General features: G+C 63.6%; 20 protein-coding genes. 8 read left to right on the forward strand and 12 right to left on the reverse strand.

Annotation, left to right across the window (positions count from 1 at the left end; translation table 11 throughout):
• The first annotated feature begins 181 nt into the window (after positions 1 to 181).
• Positions 182 to 586, forward strand: a complete 405-nt coding sequence (locus IM733_RS17430; RefSeq protein ID WP_248917776.1) for a YkgJ family cysteine cluster protein — start codon at positions 182 to 184, stop codon at positions 584 to 586.
• A gap of 21 nt (positions 587 to 607) precedes the next feature.
• Here the strand turns inward: IM733_RS17430 and IM733_RS17435 are convergent, their stop codons facing one another.
• Both IM733_RS17435 and IM733_RS17440 read right to left on the reverse strand, forming a co-directional pair.
• The gene (locus IM733_RS17435; RefSeq protein ID WP_009681539.1) at positions 608 to 766 is read right to left on the reverse strand and encodes a YqaE/Pmp3 family membrane protein; all 159 of its coding nucleotides are present in this window, start codon (positions 764 to 766) and stop codon (positions 608 to 610) included.
• A 166-nt stretch (positions 767 to 932) separates the two neighbouring features.
• Entirely contained in the window at positions 933 to 2210 is a 1278-nt protein-coding gene (locus IM733_RS17440) for an aspartate aminotransferase family protein (protein WP_248917777.1), read from the reverse strand.
• A gap of 210 nt (positions 2211 to 2420) precedes the next feature.
• On the opposite strand from IM733_RS17440, the gene IM733_RS17445 reads away from it, so the two are divergent.
• Positions 2421 to 3344 (forward strand): LysR family transcriptional regulator, encoded by a 924-nt coding sequence (locus IM733_RS17445; RefSeq protein ID WP_248917778.1) that lies wholly within the window; start codon positions 2421 to 2423, stop codon positions 3342 to 3344.
• 371 nt (positions 3345 to 3715) lie between these two features.
• Here the strand turns inward: IM733_RS17445 and IM733_RS17450 are convergent, their stop codons facing one another.
• From IM733_RS17450 to IM733_RS17465, 4 genes are all read right to left on the reverse strand, one after another.
• The gene (locus IM733_RS17450) at positions 3716 to 5494 is read right to left on the reverse strand and encodes an acyl-CoA dehydrogenase C-terminal domain-containing protein (protein ID WP_248917779.1); all 1779 of its coding nucleotides are present in this window, start codon (positions 5492 to 5494) and stop codon (positions 3716 to 3718) included.
• 123 nt (positions 5495 to 5617) lie between these two features.
• The gene (locus IM733_RS17455) at positions 5618 to 6901 is read right to left on the reverse strand and encodes a GGDEF domain-containing protein (RefSeq protein WP_248917780.1); all 1284 of its coding nucleotides are present in this window, start codon (positions 6899 to 6901) and stop codon (positions 5618 to 5620) included.
• A 303-nt stretch (positions 6902 to 7204) separates the two neighbouring features.
• The gene (locus IM733_RS17460; protein ID WP_248917781.1) at positions 7205 to 9010 is read right to left on the reverse strand and encodes a phenylacyl-CoA dehydrogenase; all 1806 of its coding nucleotides are present in this window, start codon (positions 9008 to 9010) and stop codon (positions 7205 to 7207) included.
• Between the two features lie 272 nt (positions 9011 to 9282).
• Positions 9283 to 9582, reverse strand: a complete 300-nt coding sequence (locus tag IM733_RS17465; RefSeq protein ID WP_248917782.1) for a pyrroloquinoline quinone biosynthesis protein PqqE — start codon at positions 9580 to 9582, stop codon at positions 9283 to 9285.
• A gap of 215 nt (positions 9583 to 9797) precedes the next feature.
• Here IM733_RS17465 and IM733_RS17470 point away from each other — a divergent pair, with 215 nt between their 5' ends.
• Positions 9798 to 10901 (forward strand): IS110 family transposase, encoded by a 1104-nt coding sequence (locus IM733_RS17470; RefSeq protein ID WP_248917783.1) that lies wholly within the window; start codon positions 9798 to 9800, stop codon positions 10899 to 10901.
• Positions 10902 to 11287: 386 nt separating this feature from the next.
• Here the strand turns inward: IM733_RS17470 and bioD are convergent, their stop codons facing one another.
• Genes bioD through bioB form a run of 5 tightly spaced genes read right to left on the reverse strand, consistent with a single transcriptional unit; the run spans position 11288 to position 15738 of the window.
• Positions 11288 to 11968, reverse strand: coding sequence for a dethiobiotin synthase (gene bioD, locus IM733_RS17475; protein WP_248917784.1), 681 nt, complete (start codon positions 11966 to 11968; stop codon positions 11288 to 11290).
• 1 nt (position 11969) lies between these two features.
• The gene (bioC, locus tag IM733_RS17480) at positions 11970 to 12788 is read right to left on the reverse strand and encodes a malonyl-ACP O-methyltransferase BioC (protein WP_248917785.1); all 819 of its coding nucleotides are present in this window, start codon (positions 12786 to 12788) and stop codon (positions 11970 to 11972) included.
• On the reverse strand, positions 12781 to 13512 hold the full coding sequence (locus IM733_RS17485) for an alpha/beta fold hydrolase (RefSeq protein ID WP_248917786.1): 732 nt from the start codon (positions 13510 to 13512) through the stop codon (positions 12781 to 12783). The genes bioC and IM733_RS17485 overlap by 8 nt, the downstream gene beginning before the upstream one ends.
• Positions 13505 to 14677 (reverse strand): 8-amino-7-oxononanoate synthase, encoded by a 1173-nt coding sequence (bioF, locus tag IM733_RS17490; protein WP_248917787.1) that lies wholly within the window; start codon positions 14675 to 14677, stop codon positions 13505 to 13507. Before bioF ends, IM733_RS17485 begins: the two co-directional genes overlap by 8 nt.
• 2 nt (positions 14678 to 14679) lie before the next feature.
• On the reverse strand, positions 14680 to 15738 hold the full coding sequence (gene bioB, locus IM733_RS17495) for a biotin synthase BioB (protein WP_248917788.1): 1059 nt from the start codon (positions 15736 to 15738) through the stop codon (positions 14680 to 14682).
• A gap of 89 nt (positions 15739 to 15827) precedes the next feature.
• Between bioB and IM733_RS17500 the strand changes: the two genes are divergently transcribed.
• The 4 genes from IM733_RS17500 to rarD all read left to right on the forward strand — a co-directional run bounded on the left by IM733_RS17500 (position 15828) and on the right by rarD (position 19449).
• Complete coding sequence (locus IM733_RS17500) at positions 15828 to 16565, forward strand: ComF family protein (RefSeq protein ID WP_248917789.1); 738 nt, start codon at positions 15828 to 15830, stop codon at positions 16563 to 16565.
• A 57-nt stretch (positions 16566 to 16622) separates the two neighbouring features.
• Positions 16623 to 17387 (forward strand): TOBE domain-containing protein, encoded by a 765-nt coding sequence (locus IM733_RS17505; protein ID WP_248917790.1) that lies wholly within the window; start codon positions 16623 to 16625, stop codon positions 17385 to 17387.
• A 136-nt stretch (positions 17388 to 17523) separates the two neighbouring features.
• On the forward strand, positions 17524 to 18498 hold the full coding sequence (locus IM733_RS17510) for a serine/threonine protein kinase (RefSeq protein WP_248917791.1): 975 nt from the start codon (positions 17524 to 17526) through the stop codon (positions 18496 to 18498).
• Positions 18499 to 18561: 63 nt separating this feature from the next.
• Positions 18562 to 19449 carry an EamA family transporter RarD gene (gene rarD / locus IM733_RS17515; protein ID WP_248917792.1) on the forward strand — a complete coding sequence of 296 codons (888 nt, stop codon included), beginning with the start codon at positions 18562 to 18564 and terminating at the stop codon, positions 19447 to 19449.
• Positions 19450 to 19707: 258 nt separating this feature from the next.
• Here rarD and IM733_RS17520 read toward each other — a convergent pair whose 3' ends face one another.
• Positions 19708 to 20226 carry a glycine cleavage system protein R gene (locus tag IM733_RS17520; RefSeq protein ID WP_248917793.1) on the reverse strand — a complete coding sequence of 173 codons (519 nt, stop codon included), beginning with the start codon at positions 20224 to 20226 and terminating at the stop codon, positions 19708 to 19710.
• A gap of 461 nt (positions 20227 to 20687) precedes the next feature.
• Here IM733_RS17520 and IM733_RS17525 point away from each other — a divergent pair, with 461 nt between their 5' ends.
• Positions 20688 to 22865 (forward strand): malate synthase G, encoded by a 2178-nt coding sequence (locus tag IM733_RS17525; RefSeq protein WP_248917794.1) that lies wholly within the window; start codon positions 20688 to 20690, stop codon positions 22863 to 22865.
• Positions 22866 to 23048 lie beyond the last annotated feature (183 nt).

Below are 23048 nucleotides of genomic sequence, written 5' to 3' on the forward strand. Positions count from 1 at the left end.
GTGGGCGAAAGCGCAGGGAGAGTGTTCAGCCTAGACGCTCTGACAGGGAGCGACAGCGACGGTTCGCGGTTTTCATCGAGCACCGGTAAACCCGGCAAAAGGTTGTTCACAAATTGAACAACTCCGGTATCATCGCGCGCCCCAAAACCGTGATTTCCCTTGCAAGAATAAAACCGCAACCATGAAACCGACCCTGATCGCCGCCGCCGAAGTCGACCGCCTGGAGACCTGGCAGCGCTATGCCAGCCACATGTGTGGCGGCTGCCACTCGACCTGCTGCACCCTGCCGGTGGAGGTGAAGATCAAGGATCTGATCCGCATTGGCGTGGTGGACGAGTTCGAGAAAGACGAGCCACCCAAGAACATCGCCAAGCGCCTGCAGAAGGACGGCATCATCGAGCGCTTCAACCAGAAGTCCGGGATCTTCACCCTGACCCGGATGAGCAACGACGACTGCCTCTATCTGGACCGCAAGAGCCGCCTGTGCACCATTTATGACAAGCGCCCCGACACCTGCCGCAATCACCCCAAGGTCGGGCCGCGCCCAGGCTACTGCGCCTACAAGCCGAAGGCGGCCACCCGCTGATTGGCAGGTGGCACCGCCGGCTCAACGCTTGGCGATGATGTACACCGCATGGACGATCCCTGGGATGTACCCCAGCAGGGTCAGCAGGATATTCAGCCAGAACGCCCCACCGAACCCGACCTGGAGGAACACCCCCAGCGGCGGCAGGATGATGGCGATGATGATGCGGATGAAGTCCATGGGCTGCGCTCCTTGAAGGGTTTCAACAGAGACCAGCCACTCAGCGCAGAGGTTCCACCGCCGCGCGCCAGGCAAAAAAAACGCCCCGGGCCAAATACTGCAGGCCAGGGGCGATGCGCAGAAACGCGAGACGGTTCGTTGAAATTCGGTTTGCCGGGGCGGCCGTTCAGGCCGATACCTCGCGGCGGTCGTGTTGCCGTGCATGCAGACGGGCGAAGGCCCGGGCCAGACGCACCAGCATTTCGTCGATGTTGCCCTTGCTCACGGTCAGGGCCGGCGAGAAGCGCAGCACATTGGCCTGTGGGGCATTGAGCAGCAGCCCTTCCTGCAGCGCCGCCTCGACCAACTCACCGGCCTCGGCCTCATGCAACTGCATGGCCCACAGCAGGCCCTGGCCACGCACCTCGCCCTGGCCGTAGCGCCCTGCCAGGCGGCAGAGGCCATCACGCAGATGACGACCGCTGTCCTGCACATGCTCGAGGAAGCCGGGCTCCAGCACCGTGCGCAACACGGCCAGGCCGGCCGCGCTCATCAACGCATTACCATGATGGCTGCCTGCCAGTTCCCCCGGCTCGGCGCAGCAGGCGGTACCTCGCGCCAGCAGCGCGGCCAATGGCACCCCGCCACCCAGGCCCTTGCCCAGGGTGATGATGTCGGCCCGTACGCCGTAGGTTTCTTCCGCCAACAGCGCGCCGCAGCGCCCGACGCCGGTCTGCACCTCATCGAGGATCAGCAGGATGCCCAGCTCACGGCACAGGCGTTCGACACCCTGGAGGTAGTCACGGGTCGCCGGGATCACCCCGGCCTCGCCCTGGATCGGCTCGAGCATGATCGCCACGGTGCGTGAGTCGACACCGGCATGCAGCGCCGCCAGGTCGTTGAACGGTACCTTGCTGAAACCTGGCAGACCTGGTTCGCAGCGGTTGCACGGCAGCGGATCGGAAGCCGACAACGCCCCCAGGCTACGGCCATGGCAGCCCTGGCTGGCGGTAATGATGTGGTAAGCACCATTGCGGTGCAGCTGGCCCCACTTGCGCGCCAGCTTTATCGCCCCTTCGCAGGCCTCGGCGCCGCTGTTGAGCAGGTAGGCCTGGTCGCTGCCGGTGCTCTGGCACAGTCGGTCGACCAGGTTCAGCAGGCCACGGCTATGCAAACCCGTGCCAGGGTTGATCAACGCCTGGGCCTGGTCGCTCAATGCCTTGGCCAGCACGCCAGGACTGTGACCGAGGCTGTTGACCGCGCAACCCTGAGTGAAGTCCAGGAAAGCATGCCCCTCGCTGTCCCACAGCCAGGAGCCCTGGCCACGCACAAACACCTGCGGCGCGAGTTCGGCACTGGGCATCAAGCGCTTGCGGGCGATCTGCGCCGGCGCCGGTTCGGCGTCCGGTGCACGCTTTGGTTCAGCAGGTGCAGGGGCCGGACGGCGCAGGTTGAACAGGTTCATCGGGGTTCCAGCCTTTCACGGTCGAGGGCGGTCAAGGCTCGGCCTGGCGCCGTGGCTCAGATATTTTGCCTTGCCTATCAAAAGTGTTTTTCCTACGGGGTAACAATTAGCGTGATGATCGCTGTAACCCTCTGGAATACGGCGATAGACTAGGCGCCAAGCCACGCTGGGGCCATTCCGATTTTCCAGCTTTTTCGATAAGTGCTACTTATGGATTTCCGCCAACTGCGCTATTTCGTCGCGGTCTATGAAGAAGGCCATGTGGGCCGCGCCGCCGAGCGCCTGTCGCTGTCCCAGCCGGCGCTTTCGCAGCAGATCCGCCAGCTCGAGCACAGCCTCGACCTGAACCTGTTCGAGCGCAGCAACAAACGCCTGCTGCCCACCCTGGCCGCCCATACCCTATACAACCATGCCCTGCCCTTGCTCGACGGCCTGCAACGGGCCCACGAAGCCATGCGCAACTTCAAGGGCCAGTCGCTGCGCACCCTGGCCATCGGCGTGCTGCAGACGGTGAGGCCAAGCCTGGTGCCGCAGTTGCTGGAACGTGTGCGCCGGGCCCAGCCGCATCTTGTAGTGCAGATCTACGAATTGTCGGGGCTGGAGATCGAGCGGCGCCTGCTCAATGGCAGCCTGGACATCGGCATCAGCTACCTGCCGCCGCGCCAACCCGGCCTGCATGGGTTGATGCTGTACGAGGACGAGCTGCAGTTGGTCATACCCAATGACCACCCGCTCAAGGATTTCAAGAAAGTCTCGATCCGCCAGGCGGCGGAGCTGCCGATGCTGATGCTGGGGGAGGAATTCCAGGTCCGCCAGATCTGGAAGGCACAGCTGGCCAACCTGGGGCGCAGGCCACAGGTGCAGGCGGAAATGAACAACATGGCGGGGATTCTCGACAGCCTGGCGCACACGGCGCTGGCGACCATCCTGCCCGGGCGGGCAAAGGATGCCGCAGAGGATGACCAGGCGCTGCTGTGGAAACCATTGAGCGAGCCGCGAGTACCGTTGAAAGTCGGCCTGGTGTTTCGCGATGCCCAGCGCCAGCAAGCCTCGGTCGAGCTGCTGCGCACCTTGCTGGAGGAAGAGACCGACGCACGTCAGCTGGGCGTGTCGCCGCTGGATGTGCTTGGCTGAAACACGCGCACAAAGAAAACCCCGCCGAAGCGGGGTTTTCCAGACTGTTTCCCTGTGACTTCCATTTCACCCCGCCATCCTGGCAGGAAATCCTACGGTGTCCCTGTTCTGTCCATTGCGCTTCCTGCGCTCCGTCCATGTAAGAAAGAGTAACCGTGGATCCAATCTTAGGAAAGAGGAGAAAAGTCACCACGTCGTGTAGGAAAATGCTTACACGAAATTACCCCTCCAAACGCCAGAATCAACAAAGGGCTGCAAAGCAGCCCCTTGTTGGGTTACACCAGTCTTTATGTGAAGACCAGGCTTACCGAGGTTCGCCGGCAAGCCGGCTCCTACAGGTATAGCGGGCCTTGCCGGAGAACGGGCCTGGTTCAGAACTGCGCGGCATCCAGCAGGTAGAGCGATTCGCTCCCAGCCTTCACCGAAGCCGCCAGCGAATGAACCCGTGGCAGCAAGCGCGCGAAGTAGAACCGTGCGGTACCCAGCTTGGCGCCATAGAAATCGGCATCACCCTCGCCCGCCTGGGCGGCACGCGCCATCAATGCCCACATGTAGGCATAGGCGACATAACCGAACGCATGCAGGTACTCGACCGACGCGGCGCCGATCTCGTTGGGGTTGCCCTTGGCCTTGTCCAGCACCCAGGCCGTCAGTTCGTCGAGCTGGTCGAGGGAAGCCGCCAATGGCTTGGTGAACTCGCCCAGTTCGCCACCGGCGCTGGCGATGAAATGGCGAATCTCGTCGGCGAACAGCTTGTAGTAGGCACCACCACTGCCCACCACCTTGCGGCCCATCAGGTCCAGCGCCTGGATACCGTTGGTGCCTTCGTAGATCTGGGTGATGCGCACGTCACGCACCAACTGCTCCTGGCCCCACTCACGGATATAGCCATGGCCACCGAACACTTGCTGGCCGTGCACGGTGCACTCCAGGCCCAAGTCGGTGAGGAAGGCCTTGGCCACTGGGGTCAGCAGTGCCACCAGTTCCTCGCTGCGCTTGCGGGTCGCGGCGTCTTCGCTGTACTTGGCGCTGTCGAGTTGCATCGCCACGTAGGTGGAAAAGGCGCGGCCGCCTTCGACCTGCGCCTTCATGGTCAGCAGCATGCGGCGCACATCCGGGTGGACGATGATCGGGTCGGCCACCTTGTCTTTCGCTTGCGGGCCGGTCGGAGCGCGGCTCTGCAGGCGGTCGCGGGCGTACTCCACGGCGTTCTGGTAGGAGCGCTCGGCCGAGGCCAGGCCCTGGATGCCGACCCCCAGGCGCTCGTAGTTCATCATGGTGAACATGGCCGCCAGGCCCTTGTTCGGCTCACCGACGATGTAGCCGACTGCCTCGTCGAAGTTCATCACGCAGGTGGCCGAGCCCTGGATACCCATCTTGTGCTCGATCGAGCCGCAGTTGGCAGGGTTGCGCGCCCCCAGGCTGCCGTCTTGGTTGACCAGGAACTTGGGCACCAGGAACAGCGAGATGCCTTTCGGGCCAGCCGGGGCGTCCGGCAGCTTGGCCAACACCAGGTGGATGATGTTTTCGGTGAGGTCGTGCTCGCCACCGGTGATGAAGATCTTGGTGCCGCTGACCTTGTAGCTGCCATCGGCCTGGGGTTCGGCCTTGGTGCGGATGATCCCAAGGTCGGTGCCCGCGTGCGGCTCGGTGAGGCACATGGAGCCCGCCCAGACACCGGCGTACATGTTCGGCAGGTACTGTTCCTTGAGCGCTTCGCTGGCGTGGGCGTTGATCGACAGGCAGGCGCCAGCGGTCAGCATCGGGTACAGGCCAAAGGCCAGGCTCGAGGCGTTGACCATCTCCTCGACCTGGGCCGAAATCACCTTGGGCATGCCCATGCCACCAAACAGCGGATCGCCGCCAACACCAACCCAGCCGCCCTCGGCATACGTCTTGTAGGCGTCAATGAAGCCTGCCGGGGTGCGTACCGCGCCATTGTCCCAATGGCAGCCCTCTTCGTCGGCGGCGCGGCTCAGCGGCGCTATGGTCTTGCCAGTGACCTTGCCGGCTTCCTCCAGCACCGCCATGGCAGTTTCCGCGTCGACCACTTCGGCCAGGGCGGGCAGCTGCGACCAGAGCTCGGCCACGTTGAAGACTTCATTGAGAACGAAGCCCATGTCGCGCAGGGGCGCTTTATATTCAGCCATGACAACCTCTCGCTATCGGGGTCGGGGCGGCCCGTCGGGGCCGCGGCACTGGGATGAACGCAGTGTAACCGAACAACTTTTACGAGACATAGGGTCATCATGCGACTGAATAGTCGACAATGGTCATGCCATGCGAACGGCCCCACGCCGCGATTGCTGACCGAAGGTCATCACGCAGTTACGCCCTGCGCCCTTGGCGCTATAGAGTGCCTGGTCGGCGGATTTGAGCACTTCGTCGGGGTTGCGATGATCGACCTGGCGCTCGGCGACACCGATGCTGATGGTCACCGATACCGTGCTGTTGGCACCGGCGCCTCGGCGCTGCCGCCCGGCGGAATCATCGTTTGGCCGACTGTTCTGGTCCCGCAACTGGATAGCGTAGTTGGCGATCATCTCGCGCACCGCCTCCAGGTGGGGCAGGCACTCCTCGGCGGTCTTGCCGGCGAACACCAGGGCGAACTCCTCGCCACCATAGCGGTAGGCGCGCCCGCCCCCGGTGACCTTGGACAAACGGCTGGCGACCAAACGCAGCACCTGGTCGCCGACATCGTGGCCGTGGGTGTCGTTGAATTTCTTGAAGTGATCGACGTCGCTCATGGCGATCACATAGTTGCGCCCCAGCCGCTGCATGCGCTCGTTCAACGCGCGGCGCCCCGGCAGGCCGGTCAGCTCGTCGCGGAAGGCCATCTGGTAGGCCTCGTGCGAGACCGCTGCGGCGATCATCAGCATCACCTGGCTGCACATGATGTTGAGGGTGAAGGGCAGGATGAAGGTCTTGGGTAGCATCCAGAAGATGCCGATCAAACCAATGACCTGTGCCGCGTGCAACGGCCGGGGTTCGCGCAGGTATTGCACCACCAGCAGGATGAACACTACCAGGAACATCGGGTAGGCCAGCTGGATCAGGCTCATCCACTGCCCGTGCAGCGAAGGCCAGCGGATCTCCGCCAGCCAGCCCAGCAACGCCTCGGGGAAGCTCTGCTCCAAAGCCACCGCCACGCTGCCGACGGCGAACAGCACCGCAAAGCGGGCGAGCATGTCCTGGGCCAGATGGGTGCGCTCTTGCCAGGCTGCGTACAAGCCGAACAACGCAGGCAACAGCAGGCAGACCAGGTGGAAGATCACCGCCGCGTCCTCGCGGACCCGGCCATTGTCACGGTAATAGTCGGTCTGGGTGTCGAGCAGAAAATAGGCGATGTATACCGCGACCATCAAGAACAGCTCGCGCTGGCGGCGGTAGACGGCGCAGTAGGCACCACCCAGCAGCAGCACCAAGGTGGGGAGAACGTTGAACAGCGATGTGAAGAAGACGCTGAGGTCCCTTACATAGGCTGCCGCAAGCCCTGCCAGCAACAGAATCAGCGAAGGCAGGAAATGGCTCGCGCGTACAGCGGATAGACGAAACAAGGGTAATCTCCGACCCGGCAGATCAATAATGGCATTGTGCCCCTACTTCATCGGCAGTGCACATGAATAGATGAATACGGATGCCCGGTTTAACGGCAGATCAGGGACGAAGCTTGAGACTTTCTCGTTACTGGATGCGACACCCGGTCGGATTCTTCATGTTTGCGCGGCTCCTGTAAGAACGGATTTATCCGCGAATGCGTCGGTGAACCCACCGCCATCATCGCGGCTGATGCCGCTACAAGGAGCAAAAAAAAACCGCCTGCCGGTAAAGGCAGGCGGTTTTTCGTACAACCAATACGCTTAGATGGAGAGTCCGAAGTCTTCTTCCTTCATCGCCATCAGGTTGTCGGCGCCGGACAGGATCGCCGCCACGTGCGAGCGGGTGCGCGGCAGGATGCGCTGGAAGTAGAAGCGCGCGGTCTGCAGCTTGGCGGTGTAGAACGCTTCTTCGCTGGTGCCGGCAGCCAGTTTCTCGGCAGCCAGGCGGGCAATGTCGGCCCAGAAGTAGGCCAGGCACGCATAGCCGGAGTACATCAGGTAATCCACCGAAGCGGCACCCACTTCCTCGCGGTCCTTCATCGCGGCCATGCCGATCTTCATGGTCAGCTCGCCCCACTCCTTGTTGATCGCCGCCAGTGGCTCGACAAACTCTTTGGTAGCGGCGTTGCCTTCCTGCCCTTGGCAGAACTTGTGGACGATCTTGGTGAAGCCCTTGAGCGCCTCGCCCTGGGTCATCAGCACTTTACGGCCGAGCAGGTCGAGGGCCTGGATGCCGGTGGTGCCTTCGTACAGCATCGAGATACGGCTGTCGCGCACGTTCTGCTCCATGCCCCACTCGGCGATGAAGCCATGGCCACCGTAGATCTGCACGCCGTGGTTGGCGGCCTCGAAGCCGACTTCAGTCATGAACGCCTTGGCGATCGGGGTGAGGAAGGCCAGCAGTGCGTCGGCCTTCTTGCGCTCTTCCTCGTCCTGGCTGTACTTGACGATATCCACTTGCTTGGCGGTGAAGTACACCATCGCGCGGTTACCCTCGGCGAAGGCCTTCATGGTCAGCAGCATGCGACGCACGTCCGGGTGGACGATGATCGGGTCGGCGGCCTTTTCCGGCGCTTTCGGGCCAGTCAAGGAGCGCATCTGCAGGCGGTCACGGGCGTACTTCAGGCCACCCTGGAACGCCACCTCGGCGTGGGCCAGGCCCTGCAGGGCAGTACCCAGGCGCGCAGTGTTCATGAAGGTGAACATACAGTTCAGGCCTTTGTTGGCCGGGCCGATCAGGTAGCCGGTGGCACCGTCGAAGTTCATCACGCAGGTGGCGTTGCCGTGGATACCCATCTTGTGCTCGAGGGAACCGCAGCTCACGCCGTTGCGCTCGCCCACGCCGCCTTCGGCGTTCGGCAGGAACTTCGGCACGATGAACAGCGAAATGCCTTTGGTGCCAGCTGGTGCATCGGGCAGGCGGGCCAGGACGATGTGGACGATGTTGTCGGCCATGTCGTGCTCACCGGCCGAGATGAAGATCTTGGTGCCGGAGACTTTGTAGCTGCCATCGGCTTGCGGCTCGGCCTTGGTGCGCAGCATGCCCAGGTCGGTACCGCAATGCGGCTCGGTCAGGCACATGGTGCCAGTCCACTCGCCGGACACCAGTTTGGTCAGGTAGGTCTCTTGCTGCTCGGGGGTGCCGTGCTCGGAGATGGTGTTCATCGCGCCATGGGACAGCCCTGGGTACATGCCCCACGACCAGTTCGATTCGCCGACCATTTCACTGAGGGTGAGGCCCAGCGACTCGGGCAGGCCCTGACCGCCATGGGCGATGTCATGGGCCAGGCTCGGCCAGCCACCTTCAACGAACTGCTGGTAGGCTTCCTTGAAGCCGGTCGGGGTCTTCACGCCCGACTCGCTCCAGGTGCAGCCTTCCAGGTCGCCGACGCGGTTCAGCGGTGCCAGCACCTGCTCACAGAATTTCGCGCCTTCTTCAAGAATCGCGTTGACCATGTCCGGCGTCGCGTCCTGGCAGCCCGGCAGGCTCTGATAGTGCGCCTCATAGCCGAGCAGCTCGTCGCGGACGAAGCGGATATCACGCAAGGGGGCTTTGTAATCAGGCATTGCGATGAACCTCTGTGATGAGTTCGGTGGGGAGACCGCGGATACCGACCAGCTCTTGGCGGCTTTCGGTCAAACAGTTGTTTGAAACTTACGTTTAGGTGGCGCCAATGTCAAGAAGGCACGATAGTGCCATTTTTGCCACCGAACATGGCATTTAAGCCATGCCCACCTGAACGCATCGCGGGGCAAGCCCGCTACCACGCAATCGCCACGAGGCGGGGCATGGGAGCGGGCTTGCCCCGCGAGGGTGCAGCCAGATGTAATTGAGCGTATCAGGCGTAGGTGTCGATGAAACGACCGAGCATTTCGTCCGAAGCCTTGGCGACTTTCACGCCCAACTCGACCTCGTGCTTGCCCAGCGCCAGTTGCACGGTGCTGGTAGCGAGGTCTAGCTGCTGACTGCGATCTATGCCGCGCAGGCGTTCGGCTTGAAATTGTGTGGATTGGCCGCTTTCCTCGCCGCGCTCGACTGCACCAGTGGCGATCTGCTGGGCAGCTTGGTCGACACGATTCTGCCCGGCCTGGATGGCACCAAGGCCCGCATAGAAGGCGGAGCTCGCATTGATTTCCATGTCAGGACTCCGTGACGCTGGATAGTGAACAGGCCTTATTAAAGCAGTACATCGGGCAAAAGACCCGTTTAAATCACTAATAGCCTAGTGCCACCCAATAGAGCCCGGCGATATGGATTCGCGCAGAGAACTGTAATCGGATGGACTCGCCCCCGCCGAGGCATCACAGTGCCACGGTGGCGTTCTAGAAAGCCAACGGCAGCGAGGGCGAGACCATGAGCAAGCATAGGACGAAGCGCAATTCCCTGTCTTCCAACGATGTAACGCTTTGCCAACATCTGTCAGTCGACCTGGCCAAGCAGGTCTTTCAGGTGGCCGGAGATGACGGTTCCGGGCGCGTCATCTACGAAGATCGAATCAAATCCCGTGAAGCCTTTCATGCGTTCCTGACCAGGCTGCCACCCACTGTGACGGTCCTGATGGAAAGTGGCCCCGGCGCTCAAGCATGGGGGCGTTTGCTACAGGCGCAGGGAACGCCAGTCCGCATCCTGCCCGCGCAGCGAGTGGCGGAGCACCGCAGTGGTGCCAAGAACGATCGTAACGACGCCCATGCCATCTTGCGCGCAGGCCGGGATACCAGCATTGCTGCGGTGCCGATCAAGAGCACTGCCGCTTTGGCGATTCAAGCCTTACACCGCGCCCGCAGAGGCTATGTCAGGCGCCACACCGCGCTAGGCAACCAGATCCGCGGCCTGTTACTGGAACAGGGCGTCGCCCTGGCGCAAGGCGATTTAGCCGTCAGCCACGGTGTACCGCGCATTCTTGAAGATACGACTCAACCATTGCCAGATCTGCTGCGTGAATTGCTCGATGAACTGCTCGCCGAATGGCGCTATCTGAGTGAGCGTATCGCCATCCTGACAGGACGGCTCGAAACAGCGGCGCAGGCCGACAAGGTCGCATGCCGCCTGATGACGATACGCGGTGTCGGCCCGATCATCACCACAGCGATGCTGGCCAAGCAGCCTGAACCCTCGCGTTTCCCCAATGCTCGACAGTTTGCCGCTTACTTTGGCCTGGTGCCCGACCAGCACAGCAGTGGAAAGAAGGTCAGGCTAGGCAAGATGAGCAAGCGAGGTGACGGCTACCTGCGCAGCATGATGATCCAGGGTGCGCACGCGGTTCTTAGCCATTTGAAGCCTGATTCCGATCAGCCAGACGATCGCCGCCTCTTGCGATGGTTAACTCGACTTGGTCGCAAGGAGGCGGCGATCAGACTGGCTAATCGAAATCTGCGCATCATCTGGGTGCTGCTACAAGGTGAGCAGGTCTACCAACGCCAACCGAACGATCGTCAGGAGCCCGCCATGAGCCACTGACTTACGGTGTTACGCCACCGGGGTGCCGAGCGCCCCAGCCCCTGCTAGTGAACATCGACCCTAGGTAAGACCGTCGCGGATTAATGCCTACGCTCCTACCGGCCCAAGAGGCCTAAATGTAATGGGCATGCTGCGAGCTCACCCCGATGTTGGCCAGAAGCACCAAGCTTCCTCGAATAGGCCTGATACATAGATGCAACCGGGTAACCTTGTTCGAAAAGCAGGTAGACAATGTAGGCGAGTCCATACATAGGAGCGGCTTGAGCCGCGATGCAGACGACGCGGTGCCTGGCACCCGCTCTGCGGGTGATCGCGGCTAAAGCCGCTCCTACAGAGGTCGCGCAAAATCAATGGGTTGCGGTTTACACATTGAGAACCAGACCACACTAATCCAGCAGGTCCAACTGCAAGTGCTCGGCGACCGCATCCGCCCCGGCCTGCTTGAGCCAGGGAACACGCCCGAGGCACGGTGCCGGTAAGCGCTCGGCCAGGCTGGAGAGGTTCTCTTCCAGGCGCGATGTCCGTGGGTCGACGATGTTCGCCACCCATCCGGCCAGTTGCAACCCATCCCGCGCAATGGCCTCGGCGCTGAGCAAGGCGTGGTTGATACAACCAAGGCGCACACCGACCACCAGGATCACCGGCAGCTTCAGGGCAATGGCCAAGTCAGAGAGGTTTGCAGTGTCGGAGAGCGGCACCCGCCAACCCCCAGCCCCCTCGATCAAGGTGAAGTCGGCAGCTTGGTCTAGCACATGGCGCATGGCATCGCTCAAGGTCGACACGGTCAATGCCACCCCCGCCTCACGTGCTGCCACGTGCGGGGCGATGGCGGGCTCGAAGGCGAATGGATTGACCGCTTCGTAAGGCAGCTTGATCGTGCTCTCGTCGATCAAGGCCAAGGCATCACTGTTACGCAGCCCCTTGCCGGAAATCGTGCAGCCGGAGGCCACGGGCTTGGCTGCCAGGGTACTCATGCCCAACTGCCGCGCTGCGTGCAGCAGGCCGGCGGCGATGGTGGTCTTGCCCACGTCGGTGTCGGTGCCGGCGATGAAATAGGCCTGGCTCATGCTACTGCTCCATGGGTTTGTGCAACACACCATAGACCACCTGGTAGGTGGCCGGCAGGCCCTGCGGCTGGCGGAACTGTTCATAGGCCTGTAACAAGCCCTGCATCCGCGCCCGGCCGGTGAGCCCGGAAGGGCGCCCCGGATTGAGATTGTGGGCACCCAACGCCTTGAGCTCGTGGGTCAGGCTGCGCACGTCCGGGTAGTGGAGGACATGGGGGCGACGCTCCAGGTCGAGCAGTTGCAGGCCACTTTCGCCGCACAGCCGCTGGTAGTCCTCGAAACGGCGGAACCGGTTGACGTGAACCATGCCATCCACCGCCTGCCAACTGGCGCGCAATTCTTCCAGCGTCCCCACGCACAGGCTGCTGAACGCCAGTACACCGCCCGGGCGCAGTACCCGCCGCGCCTCGTCCAGCACGCTGGCGAACTGGCCGCACCATTGCACCGCCAGGCTGGTGAACAACAGGTCGACACTGGCGTCGCGCAACGGCAGGCGCTCGGCATCGCCAGCCACATGGTGGTGCGCGCCACCCTGCTCGCGGGCATGACGCAGCATGCCCTCGGCGATGTCCAGGGCCACACCATTCGCGTGGCTGAAACGCTCGGCCAATACCCGGCTGAAATGCCCGGTGCCGCTGCCCATGTCGAGCCAGCGCGCAGGCGCCAGGCCGCCGGGCAGCTTGTCCAGCAAGGCAACACCGACCGCGCGCTGCAGGGCCGCGACACTGTCGTAGCTGGCCGCCGCGCGGGAGAACGAAGCCGCCACCTGGCGCTTGTCCGGCAGGGCACCGGGCAGGGTTGGGTGGGAAAGATCAGTCATCACCACTCTCATGCAGGAAACTCTTGATGCCCGCCGCCAGTTCCTGTGGATATTCCAGCAGGAAGGCGTGGGAACTCTCTTCGACCAGGCCGACTTCCACGTCCGGCAGCAGTTCGCTCAGGGCCTTGGCCGCAGCGGCCGGCACCAGTGCGTCACTGCCGGCGAACAGGTGCAACTGTGGGCCGCCGTATTGCTCCAGCGCCGCACGGGTGTCCAGCTTGGCCAGTACCTCAAGGCCCGTGGCCAGGTACAGCGGGTCGGTGTCCGGCACCCCCACGCCAAGCTGACGCAACAACGTGCGCGGCTGCTGGGCGCCGTCGCTGCACAGGGTGCGAAAGCGCTTGAGGGTGACCTGGGTGTGGCTGCGGCAGCCGTCGAGGAAAGTACCGAAGGTGTCTGGCGCCATGCCGTGGGGCCAGTCGGGGCGGGCGACGAAACAGGGGTTGCTGGCCAGGGTCAGCAGCCCGCAGCAATGGTCGCCGCGCTTGTGCGCCAGTAGGCTGGCGAGCATGCCGCCCAGTGACCAGCCCCCCAGCCACACATCGGTGGGCAGCTTGCGGTCGAGATGATCGACCCAGGCCAGGACATCGCTGTCGGCCAGCTCCGGCAGCGGCACCAGTTCGACTTGCAAGCGTGAATCCTGGGCCCGCAGGCTGGCGGCCAACGGCTCCAGGGACGCGGTACCCAGCCCCCAGCCGGGGAGGAGGATCAGTCGGTTACGCATCGGCGGGCTCCAGCTGTGGATAACACTCGGCCAATGCATTCAACAATAGCTGGACCTGAGCTTCGCTGTGGGCCGCGCTCAGGGTCACGCGCAGGCGCGCGCTGCCGGCGGGCACGGTAGGCGGGCGAATCGCGGTGACCAGCAACCCACGCTCGCGCAGCTTGCGCGATAGCGTCATGGCGCGCCCGGCATCGCCGATCAGGATCGGCTGGATCGCCGTCCGGCTGTCCATCAAGGTCAGGCCGATCTGCCGCGCGCCTTCGCGGAACTGGCTGATCAACGCCGACAAGTGCTCCCGCCGCCAGCTGTCGCGGCGCAGCAGCTCCAGGGCCTTGAGCGTCGCGCAAGCCAAGGCGGGCGGCTGGCTGGTGGTGTAGATGTAGGGCCGGGCGAACTGCACCAGCGCCTCGATCAGTTCCTCGCTGCCGGCGACGAAGGCACCAGAGGTGCCACAGGCCTTGCCCAGTGTACCGACCAGCACCGGCACGTCATCGACGCCCAAGCCAAGCTGTTCGACCAGGCCACCGCCGTTGCCGCCCAGCGTGCCCAGGCCATGGGCGTCATCAACCATCAGCCAGGCGCCACGGGCACGTGCCACCCTGGCCAGTGCCGGCAAGTCGGCACAGTCACCATCCATGCTGAACACGCCATCGGTAACCACAAGTGTATTGCCGGTGGCCTTCTCCAGGCGGCTGGCGAGGCTTGCGGGATCGTTGTGCAGGTAACGGCTGAAGCGGGCGCCGCTGAGCAGGCCGCCATCGAGCAGCGAAGCGTGATTGAGGCGGTCCTGCAACACCGTGTCGCCCTGTCCCACCAGCGCGGTGATGGCACCGAGATTGGCCATGTAACCGGTGGAGAACAGCAGCGCGCGCGGACGCCCGGTCAGCTCGGCAAGTGCCTCCTCGACCTGATGGTGCGGGGTGCTGTGGCCGATCACCAGATGCGAGGCACCACCGCCGACGCCCCAGCGCTCGGCGCCATCGCGCCAGGCCTGGATCACGTCGGGGTGGTTGGCCAGCCCCAGGTAGTCGTTGCTGCAGAATGCCAGCAGTGCATGGCCGTCGACCACCACCTGCGGCCCTTGCGGGCTTTGCAGCAGCGGCCGTTGCCGATAGAGGTGGGCGGCACGCCGTTCGGCCAGCCGCGCGGCGAGGTCAAAGGCCATGGTCAGGCCGAGGCTGCGTCGTAGAACAACTCGCTGTTGCGCTGTTCGACCAGCGCCTGCTCGATGGCTGCTTGGTGAACCTCGTCGGCGTGCTCTTCACGGGCTTCAGGCTTGATGCCCAGGCGGGCGAACAGTTGCATGTCCTTGTCGGCCTGCGGGTTGGCGGTGGTCAGCAGTTTCTCGCCGTAGAAAATCGAGTTGGCGCCGGCCATGAAAGCCAGGGCCTGCATCTGTTCGTTCATCTGCTCGCGCCCGGCCGACAGGCGCACGTGGGATTTAGGCATCAGGATACGGGCCACGGCCAGCATGCGAATGAAGTCGAACGGGTCGACATCTTCTTCCTCGGCCAGCGGCGTGCCAGCGACTTTGACCAGCATGTTGATCGGCACCGACTCCGGGTGCTCGGGCAGGTTGGCCAGCTGGATCAGCAGGCCGGCGCGGTCGTCCAGCGACTCGCCCATACCAAGGATGCCGCCGGAACAGATTTTCATCCCGGCATCACGGACGTAGGCCAGCGTCTGCAGGCGCTCGCTGTAGGTGCGGGTGGTGATGATGCTGCCGTAGAACTCCGGGGAGGTGTCGAGGTTGTGGTTGTAGTAGTCGAGGCCCGCCTGGGCCAGGGCCAGGGTCTGCTCCTGGTCGAGCTTGCCAAGGGTCATGCAGGTCTCCAGGCCCATGGCCTTGACCCCTTTGACCATCTCCAGCACGTAGGGCATATCCTTGGCCGACGGGTGCTTCCACGCCGCGCCCATGCAGAAGCGGGTCGAGCCGATGGCCTTGGCCCGCGCGGCCTCCTCCAGCACCTTCTGCACTTCCATCAGCTTCTGCTTTTCCAGCCCAGTGTTGTAGTGCCCGGACTGTGGACAATATTTGCAATCTTCCGGGCAGGCGCCGGTCTTGATCGACAGCAGCGTGGAAACCTGCACGCGGTTGGGGTCGAAATGCGCGCGGTGCACGGTCTGGGCCTGGAACAACAGGTCGTTGAACGGCTGCTGGAATAGCGCCTTGACCTCGCCCAGGGACCAGTCGTGACGGGTTGTTGCAATTGCGCTGGCGCTCATCGGCGTTTCCTTATCTATGTTCTGACTGACGCCGGGACAGGAAAACCTACCAGCGCATCACGGATAGCTCGCATAGTCATGGAAGGCCTATGAACTGTCAACCAAACATAAAAGCACTGGTTTACAAATGTATAAATAATAACCAGCCATGTTTACTGTGCGACGAAACCGCCAGGCAGCCTTATCCACTGTGCCCAGCCTGTGAAAGCGAGCTGCCCTGGCTGGGTGAACAATGCATCCGCTGCGCCTTGCCACTGTCACTGGAGGGGCTCATCTGTGCCAGCTGCAGCCGCCGCCCACCGGCCTTCAGCCGAGTCGTCGCCGCCTGGCACTATGGTTTTCCGGTCGACACCCTGGTCAGCCGCTTCAAGCACAACAACCAATGGCCCCTGGGGCGGTTGATGGCACAGTTGCTCGGGCATGCCGTGGAGCATCGCCATGGCGAAGGCTTGCCAAGACCGGACCAACTGTTGCCCGTGCCCCTGGCCAGGCGTCGACTGCGCCAGCGTGGCTTCAACCAGGCGGCCATGCTATGTCGCTGGCTGTCCAGGCAGCTTGAACTGCCCTGGAACGAACACTTGCTGAAGCGCACACGCGAAACGCCCGCCCAGCAGGCGCTGGGCGCCAGCGCCCGGCACCGCAATCTGCGCCAGGCCTTCGCCCTGTCGCCCGGCACTGAGGTCGAAGGCCTTCACCTAGCCGTGGTCGACGACGTCATGACCACCGGTGCGACCGCCCAGGCGATCGCCGCGCTGCTGCGCAAGGCCGGCGCCCGGCGCGTCGATATCTACTGCCTGGCGCGCACGCCTCGCCCCGGCCAGGCTTGACTTGACCGGGTGCGGGCGGCAACGTCGCGGGATATCTACCACATTCGATACCTGCCCATGCCCCTGCCCGCCCTGCTCACCCAGCACATCGCCCGCCGCCCACAGCGCATCGCCCTGTTGCAACACGTGGCTGAACAAGGTTCGATCACCCGCGCGGCCAAGGCCGCCGGCATCAGCTACAAGGCGGCCTGGGACGCCATCGACGAACTCAACAACCTGGCGGCGCAACCTCTGGTGGAACGCTGCACCGGAGGGCGAGGCGGCGGTGGCGCGCGGCTGTCCTTGGAGGGTGAACGGGTGCTGCGTCTCTACCAGCGCTTGCAGGCCATGCAAGCGCAGATACTCGAAGCCGCCGAGGAAACCAGCGACCTCGACCTGCTCGGGCGCCTGATGCTGCGCACAAGTGCGCGCAACCAACTGCAGGGGCGGATCAGCGGGCTGCGCCGCGAAGGCCGCCACGATCGGATCAGCCTCGACCTGGGCGGTGGGCTTGAGATCGAAGCACTGATCACGCGCGGCAGCACCGAACGGCTGGAACTGGCACTAGGCGCGACCGTGGTGGCGCTGCTCAAGGCGGGCTGGGTGCAGTTGCTTGGCGCGGATGAGGTTCAGGAACCTGGCAGCAACTGCCTGCAAGCCAAGGTCGAGGAAGTGCTGGCCGATACCGACGGGCCCGGCGAAGTGCGCCTGGCACTGGGCAACGGCCAAACGCTGTGTGCCATTGCCGAGGAGCAATGGCTGATGCAGCACAAGGTGGAGGCAGGCAGCACGTTAAGCGTGCAGTTCCATCCGTCTTACGTGTTGCTTGGGGTGCCGGTGTAACCCTCTGAACCTGGGCTGCTGCGCAGCCCATCGCCGGCAAGCCGGCTCCTACTGGTAGGTCGTGTGCCTGCCGAGCACGTTCACCAAGCCAATGCGCTACCATGCGCCCACGCAGTCCCCGCGCCTGGAGCCCTTCATGTCCCACCCCTTCGACACCCTCACCCCCGACCTCGTGCTGGATGCCGTGGAAAGCCTGGGCTTTCTCAGCGACGCGCGGGTACTGGCGCTCAACAGCTACGAGAACCGCGTCTATCAGGTGGGCATCGAGGGGGAACAACCGCTGATCGCCAAGTTCTATCGCCCTGGGCGCTGGAGCGATGCGGCAATCCTTGAAGAACATGCCTTCACCGCCGAGCTGGCCGAGTGCGAAGTGCCAGTGGTGGCCCCCCAGGTGCACGAAGGTCGCTCCCTGTTCGAGCACCAGGGTTTTCGCTTCACCCTGTTCCCACGCCGTGGCGGACATGCCCCGGAGCCGGGCAACCTCGATCAGCTCTATCGCCTCGGGCAACTGCTCGGGCGCCTGCATGCGGTGGGTGCCACCAAGCCCTTCGCTCACCGTGAATCCCTGGCTGTGGATAACTTCGGCCACGCCTCGCTCAAGACCCTGCTCGACGGCGACTTCGTGCCCCGCGAGCTGCTGCCGGCCTACGAGTCGGTGGCCCGCGACCTGTTGAAGCGGGTCGAGGATGTCTACGCCCGCACCCCGCACCAGACGATTCGCCTGCACGGTGACCTGCACCCCGGCAACCTGATGCACCGCGACGACGTCTACCACGTCGTCGACCTCGACGACTGCCGCATGGGGCCGGCCGTCCAGGACCTGTGGATGATGCTCGCCGGCAGCCGCGAGGAACGCCTGGGCCAGCTGGCCGAGCTGATCGACGGCTACAACGAGTTTCACGACTTCGACCCGCGCGAACTGGCCCTGATCGAGCCACTCCGCGCCCTGCGCCAGCTGCACTACAGCGCCTGGCTGGCGCGGCGCTGGGACGACCCGGCGTTCCCGCCGAGCTTCCCTTGGTTCGGCCAACCGCGCTACTGGGGCGACCAGATCCTCGCCCTGCGCGAGCAGATCGCTGCACTCGATGAAGAACCGCTGAAATTGTTCTAGAAGCGCGTCGCGGTCTGTCTACAATAGGCGTCGCTTTATTAGCTACCTAAGCAAGGATTTTTCATGCACGCCGCCAACCCGCGCCGCGGGTACCTCCTGGGCCTCGGCGCCTACATCATCTGGGGCCTGTTCCCCCTGTACTTCAAAGTTATCCAGAGCGTCCCGGCGGTGGAGATCATCGTCCACCGGGTGCTCTGGTCGGCCCTGTTCGGCTCGCTTCTGCTGCTGGTGTGGAAACACCCCGGCTGGTGGCGCGAGCTGCGCGAGAACCCGCGACGCCTGGCGATCCTGGCCCTGAGCGGCGCGCTGATCGCCGGCAACTGGCTTACTTACGTGTGGGCAGTGAACAACGGGCGCATGCTCGAGGCCAGCCTGGGCTACTACATCAACCCACTGATCAACGTGCTGCTGGGCATGCTGCTGCTCGGTGAACGCCTGCGCCGCCTGCAATGGCTGGCGGTGGGGCTGGCGGCACTGGGGGTGGTGCAACAGGTATGGCAGGTCGGCAGCCTGCCGTGGGTGTCGCTGGCGTTGGCACTGTCGTTCGGTTTCTATGGGTTGATTCGCAAGCAGGCCCCCGTGGCCGCGCTGCCTGGGCTGGTGGTCGAGACCTGGATGCTGGTGCCCGTTGCCATCGGCTGGCTGTTGCTGCACCCGGCCGCCAGCAGCGCCAGCCCTGAGTTCTTCAGCAGCAGCGAGGCGCTATGGTTGATCGCGGCCGGCCCGGTGACGCTGGTGCCGCTGGTCTGCTTCAACGCCGCCGCCCGTCACCTGCCCTACACCACGCTGGGCTTCCTGCAGTACCTGGCACCAACCCTGGTGCTGTTGCAGGCGGTGCTGCTGTTCGACGAGCATCTGACGACGAGCAACCTGCTGGCGTTCGCCTGCATCTGGGCCGGCCTGGCGGTTTATAGCGTCGATGCCTGGCTCAGCTTGCGCAAGCGGGCCTGATCAAATAATGATCACCTTGCTGCAAGCCAAGATTGGCGTGGCCTGCAGCAAGCGCTCCAGAGGTTATCCACACCCTCGTCCCCGCCGTTTGTGCACAAGCCACTGATTGTTGGACGTTTTTTGTTCAAATCACGCTAGGCAGCGCCGTTATTGTCTTGCAGCGGGGCGTCCCCAGGTTATCCACAGAGACGTCCCTCTGAAATCGGGGATAACCCTGTTCGCCGGCAAGCCGGCTACATGGGTCACGGCGCTCTTGGGTCACTCCTCCGAGCGCAATTTCAATTCCACCATCAGGTCATCCGCCAGGCTCTCCAGCCGCCGCTGCAAATCTTCCAGCGACAAGGTCAACGGCAGTGCCAACAGGGCATCGGCGCGAAACAGCGGCTCGCTGCTCATCGGTGCCGGGCGAACCTCGGTGCTCAGGCGCTCCACGTTAACCCCTTGCTCGGCCAGCAAGCGGGTGATATCACGGACGATGCCCGGCCGGTCGTTGCCCACCAGTTCCATGGCGATCGGTTTCCAGGTGCAGGACGGCTCGATGCCGCTTTCGGCGATAAGCACACGGATGTCGTGCTGTGCAAGCTTCTGCAGCGAGGCGACAAGTTCGTCGTAGTTTTCCGCCGGCACGGCCACCCGCAGGATCCCGGCGAACTGCCCGGCCATGCGCGACATGCGGCTTTCCAGCCAGTTACCGTTGTGATTGGCGATGCATTCGGCGATGCGTTCGACCTGCCCGGCTTTGTCGGGGGCGATCACGGTGAGTACGAGATGGTCCACAGGCCATTCCTCTTCGTTCGGTCAGGGCCGCGGCAGACGGCCGGAAAACGGGGATCGCATCAGTATAGGCAAGGCGCGGCAACCTGCCGCAGGACAGCCTAGCCAACCAATCGTGTACTGTTTCAAGATTTATCTGGAACAATCCACCTGTTTTTTGCGAACATGTCGTCTCCCAGCGTGACCCTATGCGACCAATCGGTCGCGGAGCGACGCTTTTAGTCTGATGTTTACCTGCCTGCTGCTTCATGTAGTATGCGTCGACGCGGACTACAAAACGTCGTTTCGATGTCTGCCAAGGCGCCTGTGAAAATACGCCACCCGCTCGCCGACCCATCTGGCGAGCCGCACCCAGCCGCCCTCGTGAGTCATTGGGGCATGCACTGGTGCCGTGTTTAGAGAAGCGCTACAGGCTTAATACAGAAGAGCGAAAGCGAAATAGCTGAGCAGAGGTGAGGCAAGCAATGACTGGATACGTTCAAGTCGGTGGCCTTCAGGTCGCCAAGGTCCTGTTCGACTTCGTCAACAACGAAGCCATTCCGGGGACCGGCATCAACGCCGAGCAGTTCTGGGCCGGTGCCGAGAAGATCATCAACGACCTCGCTCCCAAGAACAAAGCCCTGCTCGCCAAGCGCGACGAGCTGCAAGCGAAGATCGACGCCTGGCACCAGGCGCGCAAGGGCCAGGCCCACGACGCCGTGGCATACAAGGCTTTCCTCCAGGAGATCGGCTACCTGCTGCCGCAGGCCGAGGACTTCCAGGCCACCACGCAAAACGTAGACGAAGAAATCGCCCACATGGCCGGCCCGCAGCTGGTGGTGCCGGTGATGAACGCCCGCTTCGCCCTGAACGCCGCCAACGCCCGCTGGGGCTCGCTGTACGACGCCTTGTACGGCACCGACGTCATCAGCGATGAGGGTGGCGCCGAGAAAGGCCAGGGTTACAACAAGCTGCGCGGCGACAAGGTCATCGCCTTCGCCCGCGCCTTCCTCGACCAAGCCGCGCCGCTAGCCGCCGGCTCCCACGTCGACTCCACCGCCTACCGCATCGAAGGCGGCAAGCTGGTGGTCGCCCTCAAGGGCGGCAGCAACAGCGGCCTGCGCGACGACGCCCAGCTGATCGGCTTCCATGGCGACGCCAAGGCCCCGACCGCCGTGCTGCTCAAGCACAACGGCCTGCACTTCGAGATCCAGGTCGATGCCACCACGCCTGTCGGCAGCACCGACGCCGCAGGCGTGAAAGACATCCTGATGGAATCGGCGCTGACCACCATCATGGACTGCGAAGACTCGGTCGCCGCCGTCGACGCCGACGACAAAGTGATCGTCTACCGCAACTGGCTGGGCCTGATGAAAGGCGACCTGGCCGAGAGCGTGAGCAAGGGCGGCAAGACCTTCACCCGCACCATGAACCCGGACCGCGAGTACGCCGCACCCAACGGTGGCAGTGTCACCCTGCACGGTCGTTCGCTGCTGTTCGTGCGCAACGTCGGTCACCTGATGACCAACCCGGCGATCCTCGACGCCAAGGGCAACGAGATCCCCGAAGGCATCCAGGATGGCCTGTTCACCAACCTGATCGCCCTGCACAACCTCAACGGCAACACCAGCCGCAAGAACACCCGCACTGGCAGCGTGTACATCGTCAAACCAAAAATGCACGGCCCTGAAGAGGTGGCCTTCGCCGCTGAAATCTTCAGCCGCGTCGAAGACCTGCTGGGCATGCAGCGCAACACTGTCAAGGTCGGCATCATGGACGAGGAGCGCCGCACCACGGTCAACCTCAAGGCCTGCATCAAGTCGGCCGCCGAGCGCGTGGTGTTCATCAACACCGGCTTCCTCGACCGTACCGGCGACGAGATCCACACCTCGATGGAAGCCGGCGCTGTGGTGCGCAAGGGCGCCATGAAGAACGAGAAGTGGATCGGCGCCTACGAGAACAATAACGTCGACGTGGGCCTGGCCACCGGCCTGCAAGGCCGCGCGCAGATCGGCAAGGGCATGTGGGCCATGCCGGACCTGATGGCCGCCATGCTCGAGCAGAAGATCGCCCACCCGCTGGCCGGCGCCAACACCGCCTGGGTGCCTTCGCCAACCGCCGCCACCCTGCATGCCCTGCACTATCACAAGGTTGATGTACAGGCGCGCCAGCGCGAGCTGGCTTCGCGTACCCCGGCGTCGGTCGACGACATCCTCACCATCCCACTGGCTGCCGACACCAATTGGTCCGCAGAAGAGATTCGCAACGAACTGGACAACAACGCCCAGGGCATCCTCGGTTACGTGGTGCGCTGGATCGACCAGGGCGTGGGTTGCTCGAAGGTGCCGGACATCAACGATGTCGGCCTGATGGAAGACCGCGCCACCCTGCGTATCTCGGCACAGTTACTGGCCAACTGGCTGCGCCATGGCGTGGTCACCCAGGCGCAGGTGCTGGAAAGCCTCAAGCGCATGGCCGCGGTGGTGGACAAGCAGAACGCCGGTGACGCCCTGTACCGCCCGATGGCGCCGAACTTCGATGACAACATCGCGTTCCAGGCCGCTATCGAGTTGGTGGTCGAAGGTGCCAAGCAACCAAACGGCTACACCGAGCCGGTGCTGCACCGTCGTCGTCGCGAGTTCAAGGCGCGTAACGGGCTGTAACCCCGAGGGGCCGCCATGCGGCCCGTTCGCTGCGCTGTCGTGCAGGGAACGGATTCCTCTGTAGGAGCGGCTTCAGCCGCGATGCGGGCAACGCGTTGTCCGGCACCCGCTTCGCGGGTGATCGCGGCTCAAGCCGCTCCTACGGAGGTTGCGCCCAATCAATGAGTTACGGTTTACCGGCGA

The organism is Pseudomonas entomophila (assembly GCF_023277925.1).
Lineage (GTDB): Bacteria > Pseudomonadota > Gammaproteobacteria > Pseudomonadales > Pseudomonadaceae > Aquipseudomonas > Aquipseudomonas entomophila_D.